Genomic DNA, 24408 nt, shown 5'->3' with positions numbered 1-24408 from the left:
TAATCACATGTAGTATATCACATAAAATGAACTTTCTCAAACATTGTATTTATATACTCCTTATAAAAGGATACGAAACTCATAAGTATCCTATATAAAATTAACCAATGATCCATTTTTATGAATACAGCATAATCTGTCATTTCCACTTTTGTTATATTTTAGATATTCTAATACAAAATATTGGGACATCTTGTGTGGAAAATTTCTTTTTTTCGTAAATATCACAGTTTCTGTTTTATTAAAGCATTGTCTCAGCTAGACTTATTCCTGTTCTTACGATTTTTGCTATTTTCTTCGTTTTCCTTTCTGATAACTTGCTGAAAATCTTCTATTTATCTTACCAATATACAGTATGTAGTTTTTTTATTTTGAGAAACTTTGACAGTTCAACGGAAATCAAAATTTATGTTTCCAAAAACACTATATCTTGTGTTTTGATTTCAAAACCGTAACTTTTTAGCACAAGATTTAGTTTAAAAAGTTTGACAAAGTTTTTTTTTCTGATATACTAAGAAAGTAATCTATTTTGAAAGAGGAGTTACGAAAATGGTAACCGTTTATTCTAAAAATAACTGTGTCCAATGTAAGATGACCAAACGTTTCTTGGACAGCAACAATGTCGCTTATCGTGAGATCAATCTCGACGAGCAACCTGAGTACATCGATCAAGTTAAAGAGCTCGGTTTCAGCGCTGCTCCTGTTATCCAAACACCAACTGAAGTCTTTTCAGGTTTCCAACCAGGAAAACTGAAACAATTAGCATAATCTTAGTACATCATCCAGAAGAAACTTGCTTCTAGGGCTAACTTAGAGGCCTTTCTTTTGTAATTAGATAAGGGAAATTTTATGGGATTAAAACATCTTGAGGACGTGACTTACTTCCGTCTCAATAACGAAATCAACCGTCCTGTCAATGGACAAATCATGCTTCATAAAGATAAAGAAGCCTTGGATGCCTTCTTTAAAGAAAATGTAGTTCCAAACACTATGGTTTTTGATTCAATTACTGATAAAATCAACTACCTTATTGAACATAACTATATTGAAACTGCATTTCTCAAGAAGTACCGTCCAGAATTTTTGGAAGAACTGCATCAATTCATCAAAGACCAAAACTTCCAATTCAAATCATTCATGGCAGCCTATAAGTTTTACAACCAGTACGCCTTGAAGACTAATGACGGTGAATATTACCTTGAAAGTATGGAAGACCGTGTCTTCTTTAATGCACTTTACTTTGCTGACGGTGATGAAACAATTGCGACTGATATTGCCAATGAAATCATCCACCAACGCTACCAACCAGCTACTCCTTCCTTTTTGAACGCAGGCCGTGCTCGTCGTGGGGAATTGGTATCTTGTTTCTTGATTCAAGTAACTGATGACATGAACTCTATCGGACGTTCTATCAACTCAGCCCTTCAACTTTCGCGTATCGGTGGTGGTGTGGGAATTTCCCTCAGCAACCTTCGTGAGGCTGGAGCTCCTATCAAAGGTTATGAAGGTGCTGCTTCTGGTGTCGTACCAGTTATGAAGCTTTTTGAAGACAGCTTCTCTTACTCAAACCAACTCGGGCAACGTCAAGGTGCCGGGGTTGTCTACCTCAACGTCTTTCACCCAGATATCATCGCTTTCCTTTCAACTAAGAAAGAAAATGCCGATGAAAAGGTTCGTGTTAAGACCCTCTCACTTGGAGTTGTGGTACCAGATAAATTCTACGAATTAGCTCGTAAAAATGAAGAAATGTATCTCTTTAGCCCTTACTCCGTAGAGCTTGAGTACGGTGTACCATTCAACTACATCGACATCACTGAAAAATACGATGAATTAGTTGCAAATCCAAATATCCGCAAGACAAAAATCAAGGCGCGTGATTTGGAAACTGAAATCTCTAAATTGCAACAAGAATCTGGTTACCCTTATATCGTCAACATTGATACAGCCAACCGTGCGAATCCAGTAGATGGTAAGATTATCATGAGTAACTTGTGTTCTGAGATTCTTCAAGTTCAAGAACCAAGCTTGATCAACGATGCTCAAGAATTCCTTCAAATGGGGACAGACGTTTCATGTAACCTTGGTTCAACTAACGTAGTCAACATGATGACTTCACCTGACTTTGGTCGTTCTATTCGCGCTATGGTTCGTGCCCTTACTTTCGTTACAGATAGTTCACACATCGTAGCTGTCCCTACTATCGACCACGGAAACAGTTTGGCTCACACCTTTGGTCTGGGTGCTATGGGACTTCATAGCTACCTTGCCCAACAACTGATTGAGTACGGATCACCTGAGTCAATTGAATTTACAAGCATCTACTTTATGCTTATGAACTACTGGACCTTGGTTGAGTCAAACAATATCGCACGTGAACGTGGTATCACCTTCCACAACTTTGAAAAATCAGATTATGCTAATGGTAGCTACTTTGACAAGTATGTGACAGGCGAATTTGTTCCAAAATCAGACCGTGTTAAAGAACTCTTCAAAGATGTCTTTATCCCAAGTGCTGCTGATTGGGCTGAACTTCGCGAAAAGGTTCAAGCAGATGGACTTTACCATCAAAACCGTCTTGCTGTTGCTCCAAATGGTTCTATCAGCTACATCAACGACGTTTCTGCTTCTATTCACCCGATTACACAACGTATCGAAGAACGTCAGGAAAAGAAAATTGGTAAGATCTACTACCCTGCCGCAGGTTTGTCAACAGATACTATCCCTTACTACACTTCTGCCTACGACATGGATATGCGTAAGGTGATTGATGTTTACGCTGCTGCAACTGAACACGTGGATCAAGGGCTTTCACTCACTCTCTTCATGCGTAGTGACATTCCAAAAGGTCTTTACGAATGGAAGAAAGAAAACAAACAAACGACACGTGACTTGTCAATCCTTCGTAACTATGCCTTTAACAAGGGAATCAAGTCAATTTACTACGTTCGTACCTTTACAGACGACGGTGGAGAAGTCGGTGCTAACCAATGTGAAAGCTGTGTGATTTAATTTTAATCGGAGCCAACTAAATTTCATCAGATTACTGATTAAATGCCCCGCAATAAACTTGGATAAGTATCTTAAATACCATGAAAAACTAAAAAGTCGGGCTTCCGACTTTTTGTGCGATACTCTTCTCAGACTATGATAAAATAGAGATGATTCGACAATCGCATTATTACATACAGAAAGAGATTTCAAATGGAAACTTACTACAAAGCCATTAACTGGAATGCCATCGAAGATGTCATCGACAAATCAACTTGGGAAAAGCTAACGGAGCAATTCTGGCTCGATACGCGTATCCCCTTGTCAAATGATCTAGACGACTGGAGAAAACTGTCAAATAAAGAAAAAGACTTGGTAGGAAAAGTCTTTGGTGGTTTGACCCTTCTGGACACCATGCAATCTGAAACAGGGGTTCAGGCTCTTCGTTCAGACATCCGTACACCGCATGAGGAAGCTGTTTTCAACAACATCCAATTTATGGAATCTGTCCACGCAAAATCTTATTCATCTATCTTTTCTACCTTGAATACCAAGGCTGAAATCGAAGAGATCTTTGAATGGACTAACACAAACCCATACCTACAAAGAAAAGCAGAAATTATCAATGAAATCTACCTCAATGGTAGCCCCCTTGAAAAGAAGGTTGCCAGCGTCTTTCTTGAAACCTTCCTCTTCTACTCTGGTTTCTTTACTCCCCTTTACTATCTTGGCAATAACAAGCTGGCCAACGTTGCGGAAATCATCAAACTGATCATCCGTGATGAGTCTGTTCACGGAACCTACATTGGTTACAAATTCCAACTTGGTTTTAACGAATTGCCTGAAGAAGAGCAAGAAAAACTTAAAGAATGGATGTACGACCTGCTCTACACTCTCTACGAGAACGAAGAAGGTTATACTGAAAGTCTCTATGACGGTGTTGGTTGGACCGAAGAAGTTAAAACCTTCCTTCGCTACAATGCCAATAAGGCCCTTATGAACCTAGGACAAGATCCACTCTTCCCAGATTCAGCTGATGATGTCAACCCAATCGTTATGAACGGTATTTCAACAGGAACTTCTAACCACGACTTCTTCTCTCAAGTCGGAAATGGTTACCTCCTTGGTGAAGTTGAAGCCATGCAAGACGAGGATTACAACTACGGTTTAGACTAATTTGACCAATCATTCAAAATATCATGGTTTGTTTAAAACAACCATGGTATTTTTGTTTTTGTTTTATTTTGTTTTTTTATATTTGATTGATTGAGCGTTTTATGGTAAGATAATAATAGTAGAAATCGAGGTGATAAGGATGCTAAAGCAAGAAAAACTAGATAGTATTCTAGAAGCAGTAAACACAAAAGGCACTATTACTGTAAAAGAGATTATGGAGAGTCTTGATGTATCAGATATGACAGCTCGTCGCTACTTACAAGAATTGGCAGATAAGGATTTGCTGGTTCGTGTGCACGGTGGCGCTGAAAAACTTCGTACAGGTTCTCTCTTAAACAACGAACGCTCAAACGTTGAAAAACAAGGCTTACAGATTGCTGAAAAACAAGAAATTAGCCGTTTTGCAGGTCATTTGATTGACGAAGGTGAAACCATTTTTATCGGACCAGGAACAACCTTAGAATGTTTTGCTCGTGAGCTTCCTATCGATAATATTCGTGTTGTAACAAACAGTCTTCCAGTTTTTCTCATCCTAAACGAACGAAAATTAACAGATTTGATCTTGATTGGCGGAAATTATCGCTCTATCACTGGTGCTTTTGTAGGGACACTTACCTTGCAGGATTTGACCAACCTTCAGTTTTCTAAAGCTTTTGTAAGCTGTAATGGTATTAAGGATAAGGCAATTGCTACTTTCAGTGAAGAAGAGGGCGAGGTACAACGAATCGCCCTGAATAATGCCAATAAAAAATACTTACTGGCAGACCACAGTAAGTTTAATAAGTTTGATTTTTACACTTTTTACAATATCTCAGAGATTGATACCATCGTTTCAGATGCCAAACTGAGTCAGGAGACATTTGAAGATCTGTCGAAACAAACAACCATTCTTTTATCAAAACCATAAAAATTCCCCTGCCTTTTGGCAGGGAATTTTTGTTGAATTTTAATCAATAAGCTGTGTCTCAGCTAGTTTCTTGTACCAGTGAGCCGATTTCTTTGGATAACGCTCCTGGGTCTCAAAATCAACATAGAAGAGGCCGTAACGCTTTTCGTAACCATTTGACCAAGAAAAGACATCCATCAGAGACCAGATAAAGTAGCCTTTGACATTGGCTCCATCAGAGATTGCATCTGCAATCACTTCCATATGTTTCTTAACATAATCAATCCGTCCATCATCGTAGACTGTCCCATCCACAAACTCATCTTTGTATCCGAGACCATTCTCTGTGATGTAGATTTTCTTGTAATTTGGGTAATCTTTCTTCACGCGCATGATTTGATCATACAAACCTTGAGGATAGATAATCCAGTCCCAGTCCGTACGTGGGACATAGTCAGGCGCCACTCGACGTCCAACTCCCTTAATCTGATACTTAGAGCTTCCTTTTTCACCCTTACCGTTATGAATGATTTCTGTTTCGCCATCAAAGGCTTGCATCCAATCACTCATGTAGTAGTTAATTCCAAGGAAGTCATTCAGGTCTTTTGCAGCTTCTAGCACAGCGAAGTCTTCTTTACGCAGATCTAAACTTCCACCATTGACTGCTAAGATATGGTTGACACCTTCCATCGTTTCTTCGGAATATCGTCCTAGATAAGTCGCATCCAAAATAAATTTATTGTGAATGATATCTTCTAACTCGGCTGCACGAACATCTGCTGGATTATCTGGATCCAGAGGATACTTAGTAGGCAGGGCATGAACCACACCAATTTCACCCTTATATCCCTTATCCTTGAAAAGTTTTACTGCACGCGCATGCGACACCATCATATTGTGATGAGATTGGAAGACTTTGGCAAGGTCGTACTGAATACCTGGAGGAAATTTCCCAACCAAATACTGACCATCTCCTATCGGCCCAATTTCATTAAAGGTTGTCCAAAAGTTAACTTCAGGAAATTCTTCAAAACAGAAGGCTGCATAATCCACAAAGTGATTAATGTTTTCTCTATTCAGGAAATCTCCGTTTGAATGAAGTGCTTCTGGCGTGTCAAAGTGATGAAGAGTCACGAAGGGCTCAACATGCCGTTTGTGGCACTCTGCAAATAGATTATGATAGAACTCAACCCCCTTGTCATTAACCTTCCCATAACCAGTTGGAAAGATACGTGACCAAGCGATTGAAATACGGATACCATTGACACCATACTCTTCTGCAAGTTTGAGGTCAACTGGGTATTTGTGATAGAAATCACTGGCTGGTTCAGCAGTGTACCAGTAGTTATCTTTGAGGTATTTGTCCCAGGCGACTGGCCCTTTACCATCAGTATGTGTAGCACCTTCTGCTTGGTAGGCTGCTGTTGCTCCGCCAAAAATAAAGTCTTTTGGAAGTGTTTTTGTCATTTGATTCACCTTTCAAGAAATAGAAATGAGATGGGGGTATAGTTGGGAGGAGTTCCTCCATCTCACTTCTTCGCTATTTACATTTTATTCTTCGAACTGCGCTTGAACAAAGGCAAGAGCGCCTTTTCCATCGCGAGTCAATTTAATGTATTGGCCACCTTCTGTCTTAGCAAGTTTGATACCAAGTTTGTCAGTTTCGGCCTTCATGTCTTCAAAGTTTGAAGCAACTTGAGGAGCAAGGATAACCAGATCAAACTCAGGCAACATTTCACGGTGAGCACCATAGCCACCAGCTGCTGCTTTAACAGGAACTTTGTACTCTGCAGCTGCCTTGTTTAGAGCATTTGCAAGGAGACCACTTGTACCTCCTCCTGCACAGAGAACGAGAACATTTGTTTCTTCTGTGATTGTGTTTTGCGCTGCTTCTACACCTGCTTTTTCAAGAATAGCATCTGCTTTGGCAGTATTAAAGTTTGCGGCTACTTTTTCTTTCAATTCATCATTGGCTTTACCTGAACGCTCTTCTTCAAGAATTTGTTCATCATAAACCTTGAGGAATGGATAGTAGATGGCTACGTCAACAAGGATTAACAAAGCAGCAAGTACAAATGACAAGAATTGGAAGTTTGTACCGAGAACAATACCGAGCGGACCTGGTGTTGTCCAAGGAAGGTTGGCTGTAAATGAGTTCATGCCAAGCGTTTCAATGAAGAATTTAAAGATCCATACGTTGGCAATTGGCGCAAAGATAAATGGAATAAAGAAGATTGGGTTCAAGACAAGTGGTGCACCAAACAAGATTGGTTCATTTACACCAAAGAAAGTTGGAACCACTGAAGCACGTCCGATTGCACGGTTTCGTTTCGATTTGGTCAACCACATGAACATGAATGGAACAACCAGTGTCGCACCAGTACCACCCATGGTAACAATAAACATTTGTGTACCTGAAGTAAGGATCTTGTCTGCATGCATCCCTTGTTGGAGAAGGTTCAAGTTGACTTCGGCATTTGCATAGGTAATAGCTGCGATTGCTGGTTCAACGATGGAAGGACCGTGGATACCAACAAACCAGAAGAAGGCAAAGGCACCAAAGATAATGGTAATACCTAGATAACCATCAGCAGCAGAGAATAATGGTGCAAAGAATTTACCGATTGATTCAGCTACGCTTGCACCAACAAAATGACGAGCTAGTAAATCAAGAGCATAAAGAGAAACCACTGATAGAGTGAATGGAATCACATCTTTAAAGACTTGTGAGATATTTGGTGGAACTTCGTCAGGCATACGAATAGTGACGTTGTTCTTAACACAAACCTTATAGATGGATACAGTAACAAAGGCAGCAAGGAAGGCTGAAAGCAAACCTTTTGTCCCCAAGAATCCAGTAGCTAGGCCATTTTCGATAGGATCAGCTGCCAACATCAACAAACCGACAATTGCTGCCAAAAGTGTTGACATATAGTTGATTTGATTGGTTTTCTCCATGCTACGGTTTACTGAGTCGGTCAATGACTTAGCTGTTGTACCAGCTACCAAGAGAGCCAGAATCCCCATTGAATAGCTATAAGGTTTCATGAGGAGATTAACAACATCAGCAGACCATTTAAAGCCCCATGAGTTTGGTACAAAGGCAATCAAGATAAAGATACTTGAGAAGAGAATAACGGGCATTCCTGCAATGAAACCATCACGAATAGCACGAAGATAGATATTACGAGATAATTTCTCAAAGAAAGGCTTTCCCTTCTCGATAAATGAAATTAGTTTGTTCATTACTTAACTCCTCTCTTGTAGAGTTCGATTAAATGGTGTATCAAATCTTTGAGCAAGATGGTTGTCATCAAGTGGTCTTGGCCATGCATCATGGTTACACTATAAGCTAAGTCCTCACCAGCTGCCTCCTTGGTCAATAGACTTGTTTGCGCGTGATGAGCCTCGGCGATACAGCCACCAGCTTCCTCTACGAGAGTATCAGCTTTCGCAAAATCGCCAGCTTCAGCAGCTTTCAAGGCTTCCAATAGTTTTGAACGAGCATCGCCAGCATAGGCTACGATTTCAAAACCTAACAATGTTACTTCTTCTCTATTCATGATAGAATTCTCCTTATGTATTTTTAATTAAATTTTTATGACAATAAACGTTGGATATGTAGAACTAGATAAACTCGCTCACTCTTATACAAATCAAGACCCGTATGTTTCGTAATCACATCATAGATCTTGGAACCGACCTCAAATGCCTTTGGATAGGATTGTTTAATATGGTCTTCCATATCTAGAAGCGATTGATTATCATCTCTGGAACGGTCTAAATAATCCAAAAAATAGTTGAGATGAATCATAAAGCGATCATAGAAATGGTTATTCTCTTTGGTTCGTTGAATAGCGTAACTTTTCAGCACTCCTTTGACATTCCTGAGAATTTCTTTCCTTTTATCAATCGACTCAACAACTTCCACTTCATTCTCCCCTTCGGCATTAATGAAATGATAAGCAATCCGAATAATTTCGTCCTCAGGAAAATGATCTGTCAACTTCTGACGATAAATTTCAAATGCTTCATTTGCGATTTGAAAAGCGACAGGATACTTAGTAGAAATATCTGGTAGATTGCTATCCTTGTACCTTCCTTGTGTTAGAGCTTGATAGGAACAGTAAATATGATCTGTCAAGGTCACATAGAGATATTCTTGAATCGGATAGTGATATTTCTTAGAAAGATTATCAATGATCTCGTAGGTCACTGTGATAAAATCAAGCGGAACATCTTTGAGAAGAGCCATAAAGTTTTCTCTGGACTCTTCGGTCTTCATCCGAAAAATTTTCTCAACCTGATTTTCAGCAATCAAATCCCCCTTCTTCTTTCCAAATGTAATCCCTTTACCAATTACAATCACCTCTTCTCCTTTATCATTTCTGACAAGTGAAACATTGTGATTCATTGGATTTAGAATTCGATACATGTCAACCTCCTTTTATATCTTAAAGGTATATGAGTACAAAAAATGACCACAAATGAACTAGAAAATCCTTTGATTTCTAATCCACCTGTGATCATGCCTAATATTACTTAGTAACACTCACCTTGTATTAACTTGTGATTTAAGTATAGCACAAGTAAGTTATTTTGTAAACCTTTACATGTAACTTTTTTTAAAAATTTTTTTAGATTCATGTTCCTAAACTAGGAGAAAGATTTTACACGCGTTCTTTCCATGAAGTCGCTGTAGTTTTGAGAACTTTGTTGAGTTCGTCAATGTTCTCAAATCCAGTTGTACGCAACCACTCACGAGCTGCTGCTTCACCGTCTTTGATGTAGGCTTCAACTGATCCTGCCCATGTAGCACGGCCACAAAGAACTCCATTGAAGTTTGCGCCTGATTCGTGGGCAAAGACAAGTGTTTCTTGGAAGAGTTTAGCTGACACACCTGCACTCAAGTAGATGTATGGCAAGTTAGTTGCTTCATCTTGTGCTTTGAAGAAAGCTGCCGCTTCTTCGCGTGTATGCACAATTTCACCATCACCAAAGCCTTCAACGTATTTAACGTTGACTGGAACTTCCACTTTCAAGACATCGATGTTGAAGCGTGGGTCTGAGAAGACCTTCATAGCACCGATGACCTTGTGTGGTTTCACTTTTGCGTATTCTGCAGAACCTGCGTCAGCAATTTTTTCATCGTAAGCCAAGATTTCAAGGAAGAAAGGAATGTCTTCCGCTACACACTCAGAACCGATGCGTTCGATGTAGGCTTGTTTTTCTTGGTTGAGTTCGTCAGAGCTGTCTACATCGTAGTAAAGCAAGAATTTGACTGCATCCGCACCTTGTTCTTTAATGCGTTTTGCAGACCAAACATCCAAGCAGTCTGGTAAGCGTTTGGTGCTTGTTGTGTCGTAGCCAGTTTTCTCATAAGCAAGAAGAAGGCCGGCGTTGGCATCAAGCGCTTTTGTAGCTGGAAGACCATACTCAGGGTCAAGAAGCATAGATGATGCGTATTTTGTCAATTCATCTGCAACCAAGACTTTGAGTTCTTCCATTTGAGCAACAGTCGGCTCTTCCGTTTGGTATTGAGCCATGAGGCGTTTCAAAGCACCACGTTGGTCAAAGGCAAGAGCTGAGATAATGCCGTTCTCGTCAGAGAGTTTTTGCAAGCATGCGCGTTTATTTTCTGTTAAAACCATTTTATACCTCTTTTACTATTAATTGATCATATAAAGCTTGATAGTTGGCCATGTTGACATGACCAGTCATTTTTTCTTGAGCATTGAGCATACCAAGGACATTTGCCTTGATGAGTAATTCTGCATCTGATTCTTTGTGAAGAAGCCCTGAAGAAATTCCTGCTACAGTAGAATCTCCAGATCCGACAGGGTTGACTACCTGAATTCTAGGAATATCTACCTTGTAGAAAGTATCACCATGTTTTGCAAAAGCACCATTTGCTCCAAGTGAAACGATTATCCACTCAATCCCTGCAAATAGAGGCTCTTGAAGAACTTCTTTTAATTCATTCAAATCCTCAGAAACTTCTTTCCCAAGAAGCTGAGACAATTCTTCGTTATTTGGTTTGATTACTGTTGGTTTGTGTGGTGATTCAAGGACAGCCTGAAGGGCAGCACCTGAGCAATCCAGAACAACTGGTTTTCCTGCGCGATTAGCAAGTTCTACTAAGCTTGCATAGTAGTCAACTGGAAGACCAGCTGGCAGACTACCCGAGATAGCAACTACTTCCACAGTGTCGAGAAGATTCTCGAAATGAACCAAGAAATCTTGCCCTTCTTGCTCCAGAACTTCAGGCCCTTTTTCAAGGATTTCTGTTTGGTTGTCTCCGTGCAGAATAGCGATACAGTTACGAGTCTCTCCTTGAATGGAGAAGAAACGTTTCGTTACTTTATCGTCAATATGATCTACTAAAAACTCACCAAGTTTACCACCAACTAGACCAGTAGCAGCAACAGAATCACCAAATTCTGAAAGAACTCGTGTAACATTGAGCCCTTTACCACCAGCTGTCTTGGTCACGTCCACCACACGGTTGACAGTATCAATTTTCAATTCATCCAAAGGATAAGAAATATCAATGGATGGATTCATTGTGACTGTTAAAATCATGCGTCACCTCTTAGTCGTGGTATTCACCGCGATCCCATTTTTCAAGGAATTCTGTAAAGAAGTTTGCATCTGCTTGATGAGCATTGTGAGTTTCAACGTGCTCAATTTTAGCGATCAATTTTTTGTTTTCTTCTGATGGCTTGTATTCAGCATTGATGAAAGCTTCAATGATATCGCACATAAGTAATTCACCAGTAATCTTACCACCAAAACCGATAACGTTGGCATTAAGTTCTTCTTTAGCATAGAGTGCTGTTGTCATATCACGAACCAAGGCAGAACGAACTCCTGGAACTTTGTTAACAGCGTTATTGATACCAACACCAGTACCACAGATACATACCCCAAGATCAGCTTGACCGCTTGTAACGGCTTCACCTACTTTTTTACCAAAGATTGGGTAGTGAGTACGTGTGTGGTCATATGTACCAAAGTCGATGACTTCATATCCTTTTGATTTCAAAAATTCTGAAACCGCCATTTTTTCATCTGTTACGATGTGGTCACATCCAATTGCAATTCTCATTTTTATCTTACCTTTCTTACTGTAATCTAATTAGCACATTTTGTTCAACATATCGACACGAATTTGGTGACGACCACCGTCGTATTTACCGTTAACAAATCCTTTAGCAATGTTTTTAGCCAATTCATCACCAACAAGTTGTGCACCCATAGTGATCATACGTGAGTTGTTGTGGCCACGAGTCATATAAGCTGAACGTTCGTCAGATACTTCTGCAGCAACCATTCCTTTGATTTTAGTTGCGACCATGAATGGACCAGCCCCATAAGCATCAATCACGATACCAAGGTTTTGTTCTTCTTTGTTTACTTCTGCAGCAACAGCAAGAGTCACATCAACAAAATCTTGACCTTCAGCTGTAACATCCACAACGTGGAAGTTTTCTTTTTTCAAGAAGTCTTTCACAACTTCTTTCAATCTCAAACCTGCAGCATCTGCACCGATAACAATAGACATATTGTATACTCCTTTTTATTTTTCTAGGCCAGTAAAGACTTTTATTACTAGTATGATAAGTACAAAAGGCTTCCTAGCAGTTTATTGACAAATTTTATTGAATGAGATGAATAACATCTTATCCAAGTCCAGGAAATCAATCTCCTGGAAACAAACTTTCTCCGTTAAAGAGAATATAACAAGTGATTATTTGTTTGTTGCAAACATCATTTGTTGTTTACAAACATAATATACTCCTATTTCCATAAAAAGTCAACAGTAAATGTTTGTTTTTGTGGTTTTTTATCTAAAATATTTCAATATCAAAGCCAATTTGGTCTACTTGACCGGGTTCCAAGAGACGAACGTTCTTCTTATCTTCTAAATGATCTCCTTCTTCAAGAGATGTTGACAAGCCTGACCAGGGTTCGAACGCTATAAAAGGTCCCTTATTCAAAGTTGACCAAATGATGAGATTTGAGAACTCTTGGAAGTGTACTTTTAATCCCTTCTCATTCTTACGAGAACGAAGGGCAATTGTTCTAGATTGCAACTCATCCAAAGTCACTGCATCAACACGAAACAGATCGTAACTGAGATCAACTTCCTTTTGAGAATCCAACCATGGACTCCTATCTTGGAAGTCTAAGAGTCCTGTTTCCGGGAAAGGACGGGGAACAGAACAAGTCTCTTCTTTTTCAAACTCTAAATAGTAATCTTCATAGACTTCATCATCAAGTAGAGGACAGTTAAATCCTGGATGCCCTCCTACGAAGAATGGCATTACTTTATTCGTTTCTTTATTAAGGACTTTGTATTGAGTACAAATAGTCTTGCCAGTCACTACATAAGTAATTTCTAGGCGGAAATGATAAGGATAGTTTTGATAGGTATTCTCATTATCTTCGATAGCAAAAGTTACGCTATTTTCTGTTTGATTAACTAATTCAAATTCTTTTTTACGGACTAAACCATGACGCGGAATGTTTCCTTTCGTCTCCGTTCCATCTGCATGACTGTATAAGGCTGTATCATCTCTTAAAGAGCCACAGATTGGAAAAAGTACTGGAGCTTGTCCACTCCAATAAGTTGCATCCCCTTGCCACAAATATTCAATGCCATCTCGGTCTTTAATTGATGACAATGCGCCACCTAAGGTTTTAAATTGGACCGTCAATTGCTCTGATTTTATTTCAATTACCATTATTTTCTCCGATTTCTTAATAGTTTATAAAAAAACTAGGCTGTCACTCCCCATTAGGAAACTGACAACCTAGTTTTCACAATTTACATTCTATAGGAGTGAATTATTTAGCATTTGCTGCGTATTCTTCATTACGTTTAATCATTTGTTTTCTATACCAAGCAAAGATACCTACATAGAATACAAGGAAGACTACTGCGCCAAGGATTGCTTTAATATCACCTGTTGTGGCATTACCAATTGCCCAACCAAGAAGTTTTTCGATTGGTCCTTCAAGAGTTGAGTGAGTGATCAATTGAGTTTGGCTCACACCTTCTGGAAAGGCACCTACACCTTTAGCAAGTTCTGTTGCAAATGGTGCGATAAGGGTCCCTGAAAGAAGGAAGAGTGGCAACAAGAGTGTTCCGAAGATGATCATACGGAGCAATTTACCACGAGTAACAACCAAGAGAGCTGGAGTTACACCCATTGCGATGATACCTGCAAGTGGCAAGATACCATTTCCGACTTTAGAAAGAAGTACAGCTTCTACTAGCATGATTGGAGCAAGTACGTTGGCACAAGCCCAGATTTCAGCACGACCAGCGATAAAAGGCCAGTCAAGACCGATGTTAAATTTACGTCCTTGAAGACGTTTAGTAGCAACGTTTGTAATACCTTGTGAAAGTGGTTCTACGGCTGCGATGAACCAAGATCCGATAAGTGAGAAGAGCTCCAAGCTTACACCTGCAGTCAAACCAAGGCTCAACCAACCTTTAATAACAAGTTCCCAAGATGCTGCTTCTTCTACTCCAGCAACTGGATGTGGAGTTCCCATCAAACCGATAACAATACCAAGGATGAAACCAATGAAGAATTTAGATCCCCAGAAACCGATTTTTTTGTTCAATTTTGCAGCGTCAAAGTCGTATTTATCAAGACCAGGCAATACTTTATCAAAGATCTTATCCAAGACCATGATAACTGGGTTCATCATGTAGTTCATGTGAGTTGAAGTCATTGGAGATGAACTTGGTGCGTTAAGAAGGTCGTCGAATGTTGGTTTCATCAAGTCAGAGTTGATGATTTTCAAAATACCTACAAGGACAACTGCTGCAGTTGCGATGAAAAGTGAAACCCCTTGGCTAACTCCATTGTTGTCTGCGTACCATTTGATCAAAAGACCAGTGATTGACAAGTGCCAGATATCGAAGATATCAACGTCAAGTGTGTCTGTTTTCTTCATTGCAAGCATCACAATGTTGACAATCAACATTACAAGCAAGAAATAAAGTGTCCAAGCAGATCCCCAAGTGATCGTAGCAAGTGGTGCCCAACCAACGTCAGTGATGTTCAATTGAATACCAGTGTTCTCAACGAATTTCGCAAGTGATGCTGAGAAAGCTCCGTTGAGCATACCGATGATAGCACCTATACCAGTAAGGGCGATGGCAAGTTTGATACCACCTTCAAGCGCTTTGGAGAATTTCACTCCAAAAAGTAGGGCCAATACTGTCAAAATGATCAGCATGATGATAGGGCCACCCATAGCCAAGATAGGTTTGAAGATATCGTTGGCCAGATTGATAATGACATCCATAATAGTTCCTCCCGTTTTTTTAGTTATATGAATGTTAACAAGATAAAGAATAAATTAGCTTAGTCCGTGTTCTTTGATAGCTGCTTCAATATTGTCAAATACTGGAGCGCTCATTGCAGGAATACGGAACAAGATTGGTCCAGCTTCAATTACTGGAATTCCTGGTTCAAAACCAAGGTCAGTTGCAGCGATTGGTGTAAAGATATCGTAGCCCTTGATAAGGTCTTCGTTTACATCTTTCACCATGACTGCATCACAGTGAACGTCATAACCACGGTTTGAAAGTTCTTCTTCTAGAGCACTTTTAATTTGGTGACTTGAGTTAACACCTGCACCGCAGGCAGCAAGAATTTTAATCATTTGGATTTCCTCCGATTTTATATTTTAATAGACAAGATTAAGCTGATGCTTCAGCAATATAAGCATAAAGTTTTTCTGGTTCAGAAATTTTTGATAAATCTTCCAGATGATCCTTCCCTGTAAAGAAATCCATCAACTGAGCCAGAATATTCGTCTGACTTGAACTTGAGTTGTTAATGATAAAGAAGAGCAGTGAAACTTCAACCTCTCTATCAGGAGCAATCATATTGTGAAAAGTTACTGGTTTTTCTAATCGAACAACCACCACTTTCTCTGCTAGATTATGAACAATATCTGTATGAGGTATCGCTACATTTGGCAAGTCCTTTCCTAGAAATTCCATATCTAAACCAGTTGGAAATGACTTTTCACGCGTGATCAAGGCTTCACGATAAGTTGGAGTGACAATTTCTCGTTCTTCCAACAAGCTTGCTACCTGATCAAAGAGTTGTTCTTGATTATCCGCTTCTAAGCAAAACACCAGGTTTTTGTCAAAGAAATGATCTAATCCCATAACATTTCCCTTCTTTCAATTAACTTTTATGCTATAAGTATAACACTATATGAAATCGTTGTCAATATATTTTTGTTTTATTTTGTTCATTTTTTTATAAATTGTGTTTTATTTGGTAAATACAATCAATATCAAACATCCCTTGATTTCAACAACAAAAAAAGAAAGCTGAGCCTTCTTTTTGGGGATTGGTTATTTAATAGAAGATAAAATCTCTTCTAGTTTTTGATAGTCTTTGACACTATCGATTTCATAGATGCTGTTGCCTTCTAACTCTTCAACATAAACATCTAATTCTTTGATGTTGTCCTTAACCATGTTGTCCCAGTAGAGATCCACAAATTCTCCACTTTCGTAAGCTTTATCAATAAAGCCAACAATCTTCTCTGCAGTTGGAGCATCCCAGAATGATACGCCACTCAAAATACGGCCTGCTTTACTGTCAACAATGATGTCTTGAACCTTATAGTCATCACCATAAACTAGGAACCACTCGTTCGTACAGTCTTCGCGATAAACGCTAAAATAGGTAGAACGTTTAAGATCGTTTCGAAACATATTTTTGAAAAGATAGTTATCTGCATCGATGACGTAGCTGTTAGCCAAATCTTCTTTTACTAGATAAAGTGAGTAAAAGTTATTGTAATCAGCATACTTGTCGTTAAAGACTAAACGGACACCATATTTTTCTTTTAGGTAGTCAAATTGTTCTTTGAGGTAACCGACAACGATGATAATCTCATCAATTCCTCTCTCTTTCAAAAACTCAATTTGGTATTCTACCAAGGGTTTTTGATTAACCTTAACCAAAGCTTTTGGGGTATTTTCAGTCATAGGGCGCAGACGAGTTCCTAATCCCGCTGCTAAAATAATCGCTTTCACATGAATCTCCTTTATTCTTTAATAATAATATAAACACCAGCCATAACAATAAGTGAAGTGATAATTGTCAGCATATCTAGCGGTGCACCTAAGAAAACAGCTGCAAACAAGACAGTCCAAACTACATAGCTCACATTCAAACCTGTTGCTTTCGCAGGTTGCAAACGATTAATAGCGATATAATAAGCTAAGTAGGAAATCATATCAAAGGCTGCAAAGACAATCAAGAGGCCTAGTAATTGTCCGTCTGCCACTTCTGCAAATGAATGGTGAGAAAAGAGTACAATCACAAGATAGGACAAGAATGAAGTTACTTGTCGGATTAGCAAGGCTTCAATTTCACTTAATTCACTTTCCATAGCATAAGAGCTGAGAACACTTTCACTCCCCCAGGCAATGGCACAGATAAGGGCGCATAGAATTCCAATGTAAAACGAGTTTACTTGTTCAACCTTGTAGGTTTGAGCAATGATGGCTGCAATAATCAAGAAAACACCAAATACTGTATTCTTTGAAACCTTGTGTTTCAAAATGAAGAAGGCAAGCAAAACTGAAATTGCTGGGTAAATAGCCGATACAGATGAAGCTAGAGAACTACCGATATATTTAACTGCGTAAAGATTTGCTTGCATACCTATAGGTCCTGCTAGTAAAGCACCGATTATAACACTCACATTTCGAATATTTAAGAAAATCGAGAGACGAACTTTTCCTTCTTTTACCAAAAGAAAAGCTAACAAGATAAAGATACTCAAGAAATCGTGAGCGGCAGCCACCACAAAAGGTGAAAGATTGGTAAAAATTGAAAAGATATAAGCACTAATCGTTAGACCTAATCCCCAGAAGATACCAGAGAGCAAGCCAAAAGAAACACCATTTTTATTCTTCATCCTAACCTCCATAATAAGTCAAACCTTTGACAGCTCTTTGGTAACGGTTGATACCGTAATCTCCAAAATCAGCTCCTTGAGCTTCTTTATACACTGTCCACAAACTCCAGATGGTATCTTGCAAGATTTTATAGATACGAATCTTCTCACGTGATACAGGCGTTTTGTCACTTTCATAGTAGGAAAGGAAATCATCTTCCTCTTGCTTTGTAAATTCAGACTCTAAGAAAAGAGCTGCCAAATCCCACATTGGGTCATTCATAGAAGAGTATTCCCAGTCAATCAAATACAATCGACCTTGTGGTGACTCGATAAAGTTTTCTGGTACCAAATCGATATGACAGGACTTTCTATCAACACCCAAATCAGCCAATCTCTTTTCGAGTGAAAATACGTCTTTTCTTACAGCTTCATAGTTTTCATAGGGGATAGGTCCCTCAATCAAGGATTCATATTTTCTGATTTCCTCAAAAGGAGCAAACTCTCCTCTTAATTCTTTCCCTGAAGCGTGGATGGTTTGTAAAATTGGTGCAATCTTTTCAAACTTGGACTTGATAGATGTAGAATCAAGAGTTACTGCCGATTCGATGTACTCATTTACTTTGATCCCTGACTCAATATCAAAGAGGTAATTTTTGACATCTAAATCTAAATCCTCTAAAAGTTCAAGATTGTACTTTTCATTTTGGCGATTAATGAGTTTTTCAGTCCCTTTACCAAAAAATTTCACAATATACTGTTTGTTGGTTGTTTTGACCAAATAGTTTTGGTTGGTCATGCCTCCCAGTTGTTCAACACTGAGGACTTCCTCTTCTTCAGATAGCAAAGAAGAAATTTTTTCTTTGATGAGTTTCTCCACAATTAACCTCCATCTTCTACACTTCCCACTTGAATACTGTTTTAAAAGCAGTATTCAGGTCTGTAGCAAAGACACGGTGAATGTCCTTGATTTCTCTCACAGGTTCTTCAACATAAAGGATATTCTTCAGTCGATTCGCAAACTTTTTGACTTCCATCATTTGAATGGCCTTCTCAAAATCAACGCGTCCTGAGCGAGACGATCCCACTAATAACAATCCTTTTTCCAAAGCATCTCGTGTATTGATATTAACCTTGTATTCGCTCACTCCCATCATGAGAATCGTTCCCTGTGGGCGAATATAACGAATCAAGTCATTGATAGCTGGTCCTGTACCATCACCACCGCAACACTCAAATCCATGATCAAAGGTCAAATCCTCTGGGATATTATCTGTGATGTAGCACTCTTTTGCAAAAGAGAAAAGCTCCAATTTTTCCCAATGGCGACCAATGACAATAATCTCTGCTTCTGGCAAGGTATAATTGATAATATTTGCAACCACAAAGGCCAAACTACCATCTCCGATAACAGCGATGCGTTCTCGCTTGCTATGAGCGAGATGCAAGAAACGATCCATAGCATGCATACCGACACTTACAAACTCGCTAATGGCTGCAACTGTATCTTCGATATCATTATAAGAAACGACTCGGTCTTTTGGAAGAGAGACAAATTCTCGCATAAAGCCATCGTGACCACTAGATAGGAAGTAGGTTCCTGTCATGTAGTTCTCGTAGAACTCCTTGTCACTCTGCATAGGCGGTTGATTTGGAATCATGACCACCTTTTGACCGACTTCATAAGTCCCAGTCGGATCTGAAATAACAGTTCCACAAGACTCATGTATCATAGCCATAGGAAACTTTTTAGCCAATATCTTTGGATCGCGCTTCCCTTGATAGTAACGTTGATCTGCATGGCAAACTGCCATATAATTCGGGCGAATAAGGATATGATTTTCCTGATCAATGTCCTCTTCTTGGTATTTTACATTGATAAACTTTGGTTTTGTCAGTTGATAAATTTGATTAATCATAGCCTTAGTCTTTCTCAATCATGCTTTTCGCGATTTTCAAGTCTGTTACAGTTGTAATTTTAAGGTTTGAATACTCACCTTTGGCTAAGGCAACATCCTTTCCTTTGATAACAAAAATCTTACATGCATCCGTTAGGATTTCCTTTTCTTGATCAGATAGGGAACCATACAAATCCATGAAATCCTTGCAACGGAAAGTCTGAGGTGTTTGACCTTGATAGAGGTGAGCACGATTTGGAATATCCGTGATAAACTGACCATTGGTACTTTCAACAATGGTATCAACCGCTTCTACTACTGTGTCAACCGCATCATGATTTTGGGCGAGTTTGATATTGTCCTGGATCATGCGAAGTGTGATAAAAGGACGAACAGAGTCATGGGTAATCACGATATCTTCTGGAGTGATTGGACGGTAGGCATTAATGGCTTCTATAATCTTCTCAATACTGGTATTGCGATCAGCACCACCCTTGGTAATGATGATGCGATCCTTGTGAAGAGAAAGATACTTATCAACTAGGTCCTCAGCGTGTGACACCCAGTCTCCATGAACTCCAACTACAATTTTTTCAATACTTGGTTCCAAAACAAATTTTTCGATTGTGTGGATCAAAATAGGTCGATCACCCAACTCCAAGAATTGTTTTGGTAAATTACTGATTCCCATGCGTGTGCCAGTTCCTCCGGCTAGGATTCCTGCATAGATCATTTATATTCTCCTTTAGTTTATTCTAAAAAACTCATTACTATCTATTATATCACAATATATGCCTATCATGAAGAAAAGATAAAGAACCACCATGTGAATTGGCTCATTATTTAGGATGAAAAATGAACAATATTCAACAAAGTCTGAAAAATTATAATAAATTAAGAAATAAATTTAGGTTATTCTCTATACTCCTCATTCAACGTTCGGTTAATATAGAGTTCTTTAGAATATAATAGAAACCTTAAAGAAAACTTAAACATATTTTTAGAAATACAAGAAAAAGCTAGGAAAATTATGGCATCCATTTTTGTAAATTTAAGAAAGCAATCTCTACGATGTTTTAAACTATTGTTAGACTTTTGCTCCTAAAATTGGTAAAATAAAAAAGAAAATAATAGAAAAAGGAAACTATAAACCGCTATGATGAACATGCAGAACATGATGCGCCAAGCACAAAAACTTCAAAAACAAATGGAACAAAGTCAAGCAGAACTTGCTGCCATGGAATTTGTCGGAAAATCGGCTCAAGACCTTGTCCAAGCAACTCTAACTGGTGATAAGAAAGTGGTCAGCATTGACTTTAACCCAGCAATTGTAGATCCAGAAGATCTTGAAACCCTTTCTGACATGACTGTTCAAGCGATTAACGCTGCACTTGAACAAATTGATGAAACGACTAAGAAGAAACTCGGTGCTTTCGCTGGAAAATTGCCTTTCTAATCCACAAAAAAAGAGAAACATCTGTTTCTCTTTTTTTCTTAGAAATCAAAGAATTCCATTGCTTTCTTTAAGAGTAATTCCGTGTATTCCGGATCATCTTGAGCCATTGTGACTTGTGACTGGACCATTTCAAGATCATCCGTTATCATGCCATCTGCTCCAAGTCTGACTGCCTTATCAAAGGACTCAGAACTATTCACAGTCCAAACATATAGTTTCTGATCTGTTGTCCAAAGTTTATTGACAAAGTATTCATCCAAAGTTGAATATTCCATGGTATAACCAGTCGCCTTGGTTCTCGGAAACACACTATTATATGGCAGAATGAAGTACACTGGAATTTCAGGATCGTAAGCCAAGACCTTATCAATCACATGATAGTCTAGTGACTGCATCTGGTGGCCATATTTCTTGATCGTCGTTCCATACTTTTCAAGGAAATGGTCCATCATTTGTGGGCTATCTTTTTTACTGGTTTTAATCTCAATCAACAATTTTTGGTTTAAAGCATTTGCTCGCTCTAAATAGGCATCAAAACTTGAAATCTTTGTTTGATAGCCATTCTCGTAAATATCTGTATTTGTTAATTCATCCAGAGTTAAGTCTTGCGGTGTAGCATTAATTCTTGCTAGCGATTTAAGGTTAGCGTCGTGCATCACCACGAACTGACCGTCTTTCGTTTCTTGCACATCCATCTCGACGAGGTCTGGTTTTAGTTGGGCTGTCTTTTCTAAAGACTGTACCGTATTTTGAACACCATTTTTATTACTTACTCCTCTGTGTGAAATCACTAAAGGTGTATTGGTATCCGGAGACTCCAGATAGATGTAACCTTCTAAAGCAAAGAAGATACTTGCACACCCCATGACTCCCCACCTCATCAAATGGTCTTTCTTTCGCCTTGGCATGATCTCCAACTCTTCTCCTGTCAAGAAGGAAACAAACTTCACTAGGAAATAAGTCAGAGTCATGTAATGGAGGTTTTTAATCAAGATAAAATTAATCACACCAAGAATCAAGGATTCTTTTTGAGTAAAGTTATCCATTACCGCCTGAGCAAAGAGCAAGGGAATTAACAAGACAAAGAAGAAGAGATAGGTTTTAATGATAATGAGTAGGAGATGCCAAGAGAAGAAAAGGACGTTTTTCTTCGTCTTTTGGAGGCTATATTTCACACTTTCTCTTACTGTCTTTCTTTCAAAGAGAATCTTAGGAAGAGCAAACATGAAACGAACAGAAATGTAGAGAAAGATCCAAGCGGATGCTATGATCAACAGCCCTACCAGCCAGTTCTTATCTTCTAGGTATGTAACGATAAAATCAGGGATAATAATCTTATTGAGATAGTAGATTTTTAAAATTTTCCTAATAAAAGGAAAAAGTAGAGCTACATAAAAGAAGACAAAGGCCATCTTACAAAAGCTCAATCGTTTGACAAATAGAAAGCTCTGGTGAAAGACTTTTCGACTATATTCAATCAGGGTTCTCTTTTCATGGTAGAGAAGGTGACGCGCCCCGATAAACAAAAGACAGATTTGAAAATAAGCCACTAAAAGATTGATTGCTATTAAAATGAGAAAGGCTAAACTGACAAAGGGCGAGCCTTGTATAATCGCCCAAAAGTTATTGTAGGAGATAAACAAGTAACCTGTTTGTCTTAGAAGTATGCCAGCTATCCATGAATTCAATGGCAACCAAACAAACTCTACCATCATGAAAATCAAGAAAAATAGAAATAAAATCTTATCTAGGTTATAGTAAATCTTCCTAAAACCTAGCTTTTTAGGTTTTTCAGGTTTCATAGGCACTCCTAGTCTAAAAATTGAGATAAGTCTAAGTTATTAAAGGGATTCATAGAAAAACTACTCTGGTCTTCTAATAATAGCTTTCCTTCATCCGATTCCAAAAATGCTTCGTAAACACGCGCCGTCATGCGGGCATCCTCTAAACTATTATGAGACTTCCCATGAAAACCTAAAAAATTCGCTACAGTTTGTAATTTAAGATTGGCTATGCCGTGTAAATCAGAACTACGCCGTTCAAAAGCCTCATCATATAAATCAACCTTATACTGGTCATGATAATCAATACCGTGCTCCAAGAGAATAGGCAGATCACTTTTGGCCGCATTGTATCCAACCATAGGTAAATTACCAACAAAAATCTGAAAATCCCTTAAAACTTGCTCCACCATTGGCGCATCTTTTAAGGTTTCAGCTGTGATTCCAGTCAAGCCATTGATAAAACTCTTCAAAGGTGCTGTAGTATGAACATAAGAATCAAAGGCACCTATTTCTTGACCATTTTGAAAGCGAACTGCTGATACTTGAATCAAATGGGTAACCCCTTCGTATTGATTGAACTCCAAATCAAAGGCAATATAATCTCTTAATTTTTCCATCTTTTACCTCGGTTCCGACTCAATTTAAACCATAAATAATAAAAGAAGCTATCAGGTTAGTGAATAACCCAAACAGCTTCTTTATTTTCCTCCAAATAAGCGAGCAAAAAAGCCTTTTTTGGTAGCTTGAACTTCTTCTTTTGCTTGGTCCAACTCTAGTTTCAAACTTTCTTGATCCTTCATAGCTTGAAGAGTTAATTGTTGCTGTTGGTCCAATTGTTTGTCCTTTTCAGCAATCTGTCGATCTTTAACACGCATCTGTTCATCTTTTTCTGCTAACTGCTGGTCTTTGGCCTTGAGCTGCTCATATAAACGAAGAATTTCAGCATTTTTCTCATCGACTAAGATTTCCATCAGTTCGCGTTGTTTGACATCATCACTGACTGGTTCATCTTCAAAAATCGTTTTTTTATAGATTTCTTCTAGCTTGATCAAGCCACTTCGAGTAACTACAGTTACCCCTTTGTCATTTTTTTTCGTGTCCTCTTCTGGAAGTTCTTTGACACGATTGTTGATTGCTTGACGAGAGAGTCCTAAGACCTCTGCAATCTCACTGACGGTCATTTCAATACTCATAATATCCTCTGAAACGTTTTCTAGCTTTTCTTTACTTAAATCTTATCATAAGCTAGATAAACTGTCAAATTTCCGC

The 24408-nt window shown here is 38.7% G+C and carries 25 protein-coding genes; 5 read left to right on the top strand and 20 right to left on the bottom strand.

The features are described from left to right. Nucleotides 1-549: 549 nt before the first annotated feature. From nrdH to KIH88_RS04340, 4 genes are all read left to right on the top strand, one after another. On the top strand, nucleotides 550-768 hold the full coding sequence (gene nrdH, locus KIH88_RS04355) for a glutaredoxin-like protein NrdH (RefSeq protein ID WP_000259240.1): 219 nt from the start codon (nucleotides 550-552) through the stop codon (nucleotides 766-768). An 81-nt stretch (nucleotides 769-849) separates the two neighbouring features. Continuing rightward, on the top strand, nucleotides 850-3009 hold the full coding sequence (nrdE, locus tag KIH88_RS04350; RefSeq protein ID WP_125397876.1) for a class 1b ribonucleoside-diphosphate reductase subunit alpha: 2160 nt from the start codon (nucleotides 850-852) through the stop codon (nucleotides 3007-3009). 192 nt (nucleotides 3010-3201) lie between these two features. After that, entirely contained in the window at nucleotides 3202-4164 is a 963-nt protein-coding gene (gene nrdF / locus KIH88_RS04345; RefSeq protein WP_000451378.1) for a class 1b ribonucleoside-diphosphate reductase subunit beta, read from the top strand. A 139-nt stretch (nucleotides 4165-4303) separates the two neighbouring features. After that, a complete protein-coding gene (locus KIH88_RS04340) occupies nucleotides 4304-5071 on the top strand; it encodes a DeoR/GlpR family DNA-binding transcription regulator (RefSeq protein WP_000917584.1) in 768 nt (255 codons plus the stop codon). A gap of 39 nt (nucleotides 5072-5110) precedes the next feature. Here KIH88_RS04340 and lacG read toward each other — a convergent pair whose 3' ends face one another. The 17 genes from lacG to KIH88_RS04255 form a co-directional block, all read right to left on the bottom strand. Next, on the bottom strand, nucleotides 5111-6517 hold the full coding sequence (gene lacG / locus KIH88_RS04335; protein WP_195594038.1) for a 6-phospho-beta-galactosidase: 1407 nt from the start codon (nucleotides 6515-6517) through the stop codon (nucleotides 5111-5113). Between the two features lie 84 nt (nucleotides 6518-6601). Further along, entirely contained in the window at nucleotides 6602-8296 is a 1695-nt protein-coding gene (locus tag KIH88_RS04330) for a lactose-specific PTS transporter subunit EIIC (RefSeq protein WP_001037486.1), read from the bottom strand. Beyond that, a complete protein-coding gene (locus KIH88_RS04325; protein ID WP_001078326.1) occupies nucleotides 8296-8613 on the bottom strand; it encodes a PTS lactose/cellobiose transporter subunit IIA in 318 nt (105 codons plus the stop codon). The genes KIH88_RS04330 and KIH88_RS04325 overlap by 1 nt, the downstream gene beginning before the upstream one ends. A gap of 35 nt (nucleotides 8614-8648) precedes the next feature. Beyond that, on the bottom strand, nucleotides 8649-9485 hold the full coding sequence (locus KIH88_RS04320) for a PRD domain-containing protein (RefSeq protein WP_213988502.1): 837 nt from the start codon (nucleotides 9483-9485) through the stop codon (nucleotides 8649-8651). A gap of 235 nt (nucleotides 9486-9720) precedes the next feature. Continuing rightward, nucleotides 9721-10701, bottom strand: coding sequence for a tagatose-bisphosphate aldolase (gene lacD / locus KIH88_RS04315; protein WP_000244539.1), 981 nt, complete (start codon nucleotides 10699-10701; stop codon nucleotides 9721-9723). Between the two features lies 1 nt (nucleotide 10702). Further along, a complete protein-coding gene (locus KIH88_RS04310) occupies nucleotides 10703-11632 on the bottom strand; it encodes a tagatose-6-phosphate kinase (protein WP_213988501.1) in 930 nt (309 codons plus the stop codon). Nucleotides 11633-11642: 10 nt separating this feature from the next. After that, the gene (gene lacB, locus KIH88_RS04305; protein WP_001216908.1) at nucleotides 11643-12158 is read right to left on the bottom strand and encodes a galactose-6-phosphate isomerase subunit LacB; all 516 of its coding nucleotides are present in this window, start codon (nucleotides 12156-12158) and stop codon (nucleotides 11643-11645) included. A gap of 30 nt (nucleotides 12159-12188) precedes the next feature. After that, entirely contained in the window at nucleotides 12189-12614 is a 426-nt protein-coding gene (gene lacA / locus KIH88_RS04300) for a galactose-6-phosphate isomerase subunit LacA (RefSeq protein WP_000029283.1), read from the bottom strand. Between the two features lie 286 nt (nucleotides 12615-12900). After that, on the bottom strand, nucleotides 12901-13797 hold the full coding sequence (locus tag KIH88_RS04295; RefSeq protein WP_081102796.1) for an aldose 1-epimerase family protein: 897 nt from the start codon (nucleotides 13795-13797) through the stop codon (nucleotides 12901-12903). Between the two features lie 103 nt (nucleotides 13798-13900). Beyond that, entirely contained in the window at nucleotides 13901-15376 is a 1476-nt protein-coding gene (locus KIH88_RS04290) for a PTS galactitol transporter subunit IIC (protein ID WP_061588150.1), read from the bottom strand. A gap of 54 nt (nucleotides 15377-15430) precedes the next feature. Further along, nucleotides 15431-15736: a PTS sugar transporter subunit IIB gene (locus KIH88_RS04285; RefSeq protein ID WP_000590551.1), complete on the bottom strand. Its 306-nt coding sequence runs from the start codon at nucleotides 15734-15736 to the stop codon at nucleotides 15431-15433. A gap of 37 nt (nucleotides 15737-15773) precedes the next feature. Then, nucleotides 15774-16250: a PTS sugar transporter subunit IIA gene (locus tag KIH88_RS04280; RefSeq protein ID WP_061588149.1), complete on the bottom strand. Its 477-nt coding sequence runs from the start codon at nucleotides 16248-16250 to the stop codon at nucleotides 15774-15776. A gap of 192 nt (nucleotides 16251-16442) precedes the next feature. Further along, the gene (locus KIH88_RS04275; RefSeq protein WP_061588148.1) at nucleotides 16443-17132 is read right to left on the bottom strand and encodes a sugar phosphate nucleotidyltransferase; all 690 of its coding nucleotides are present in this window, start codon (nucleotides 17130-17132) and stop codon (nucleotides 16443-16445) included. Between the two features lie 11 nt (nucleotides 17133-17143). Continuing rightward, nucleotides 17144-18022 carry a DMT family transporter gene (locus KIH88_RS04270; RefSeq protein WP_061588147.1) on the bottom strand — a complete coding sequence of 293 codons (879 nt, stop codon included), beginning with the start codon at nucleotides 18020-18022 and terminating at the stop codon, nucleotides 17144-17146. Between the two features lies 1 nt (nucleotide 18023). After that, a complete protein-coding gene (locus KIH88_RS04265) occupies nucleotides 18024-18881 on the bottom strand; it encodes a phosphotransferase family protein (protein WP_061588146.1) in 858 nt (285 codons plus the stop codon). A gap of 16 nt (nucleotides 18882-18897) precedes the next feature. Further along, a complete protein-coding gene (locus tag KIH88_RS04260) occupies nucleotides 18898-19920 on the bottom strand; it encodes a ribitol-5-phosphate dehydrogenase (protein ID WP_213988500.1) in 1023 nt (340 codons plus the stop codon). Nucleotides 19921-19924: 4 nt separating this feature from the next. Further along, nucleotides 19925-20632 (bottom strand): IspD/TarI family cytidylyltransferase, encoded by a 708-nt coding sequence (locus tag KIH88_RS04255; protein ID WP_000638516.1) that lies wholly within the window; start codon nucleotides 20630-20632, stop codon nucleotides 19925-19927. A gap of 423 nt (nucleotides 20633-21055) precedes the next feature. On the opposite strand from KIH88_RS04255, the gene KIH88_RS04250 reads away from it, so the two are divergent. Next, on the top strand, nucleotides 21056-21355 hold the full coding sequence (locus KIH88_RS04250) for a YbaB/EbfC family nucleoid-associated protein (RefSeq protein ID WP_002876502.1): 300 nt from the start codon (nucleotides 21056-21058) through the stop codon (nucleotides 21353-21355). A gap of 38 nt (nucleotides 21356-21393) precedes the next feature. On the opposite strand, the gene KIH88_RS04245 is transcribed toward KIH88_RS04250, so the two are convergent. The 3 genes from KIH88_RS04245 to rocS form a co-directional block, all read right to left on the bottom strand. After that, complete coding sequence (locus tag KIH88_RS04245) at nucleotides 21394-23157, bottom strand: glycerophosphoryl diester phosphodiesterase membrane domain-containing protein (RefSeq protein WP_213988499.1); 1764 nt, start codon at nucleotides 23155-23157, stop codon at nucleotides 21394-21396. Nucleotides 23158-23165: 8 nt separating this feature from the next. Further along, nucleotides 23166-23756 carry a 3'-5' exonuclease gene (locus KIH88_RS04240; RefSeq protein WP_213988498.1) on the bottom strand — a complete coding sequence of 197 codons (591 nt, stop codon included), beginning with the start codon at nucleotides 23754-23756 and terminating at the stop codon, nucleotides 23166-23168. Between the two features lie 81 nt (nucleotides 23757-23837). Next, complete coding sequence (rocS, locus tag KIH88_RS04235) at nucleotides 23838-24332, bottom strand: chromosome segregation protein RocS (protein WP_000021249.1); 495 nt, start codon at nucleotides 24330-24332, stop codon at nucleotides 23838-23840. Nucleotides 24333-24408 lie beyond the last annotated feature (76 nt).

The organism is Streptococcus oralis (genome assembly GCF_018448765.2).
GTDB classification, from domain to species: domain Bacteria; phylum Bacillota; class Bacilli; order Lactobacillales; family Streptococcaceae; genus Streptococcus; species Streptococcus oralis_BM.
The sequence above is the reverse complement of the archived record's forward strand: the minus strand, read 5'-3'. Positions and strand labels throughout refer to the sequence as shown.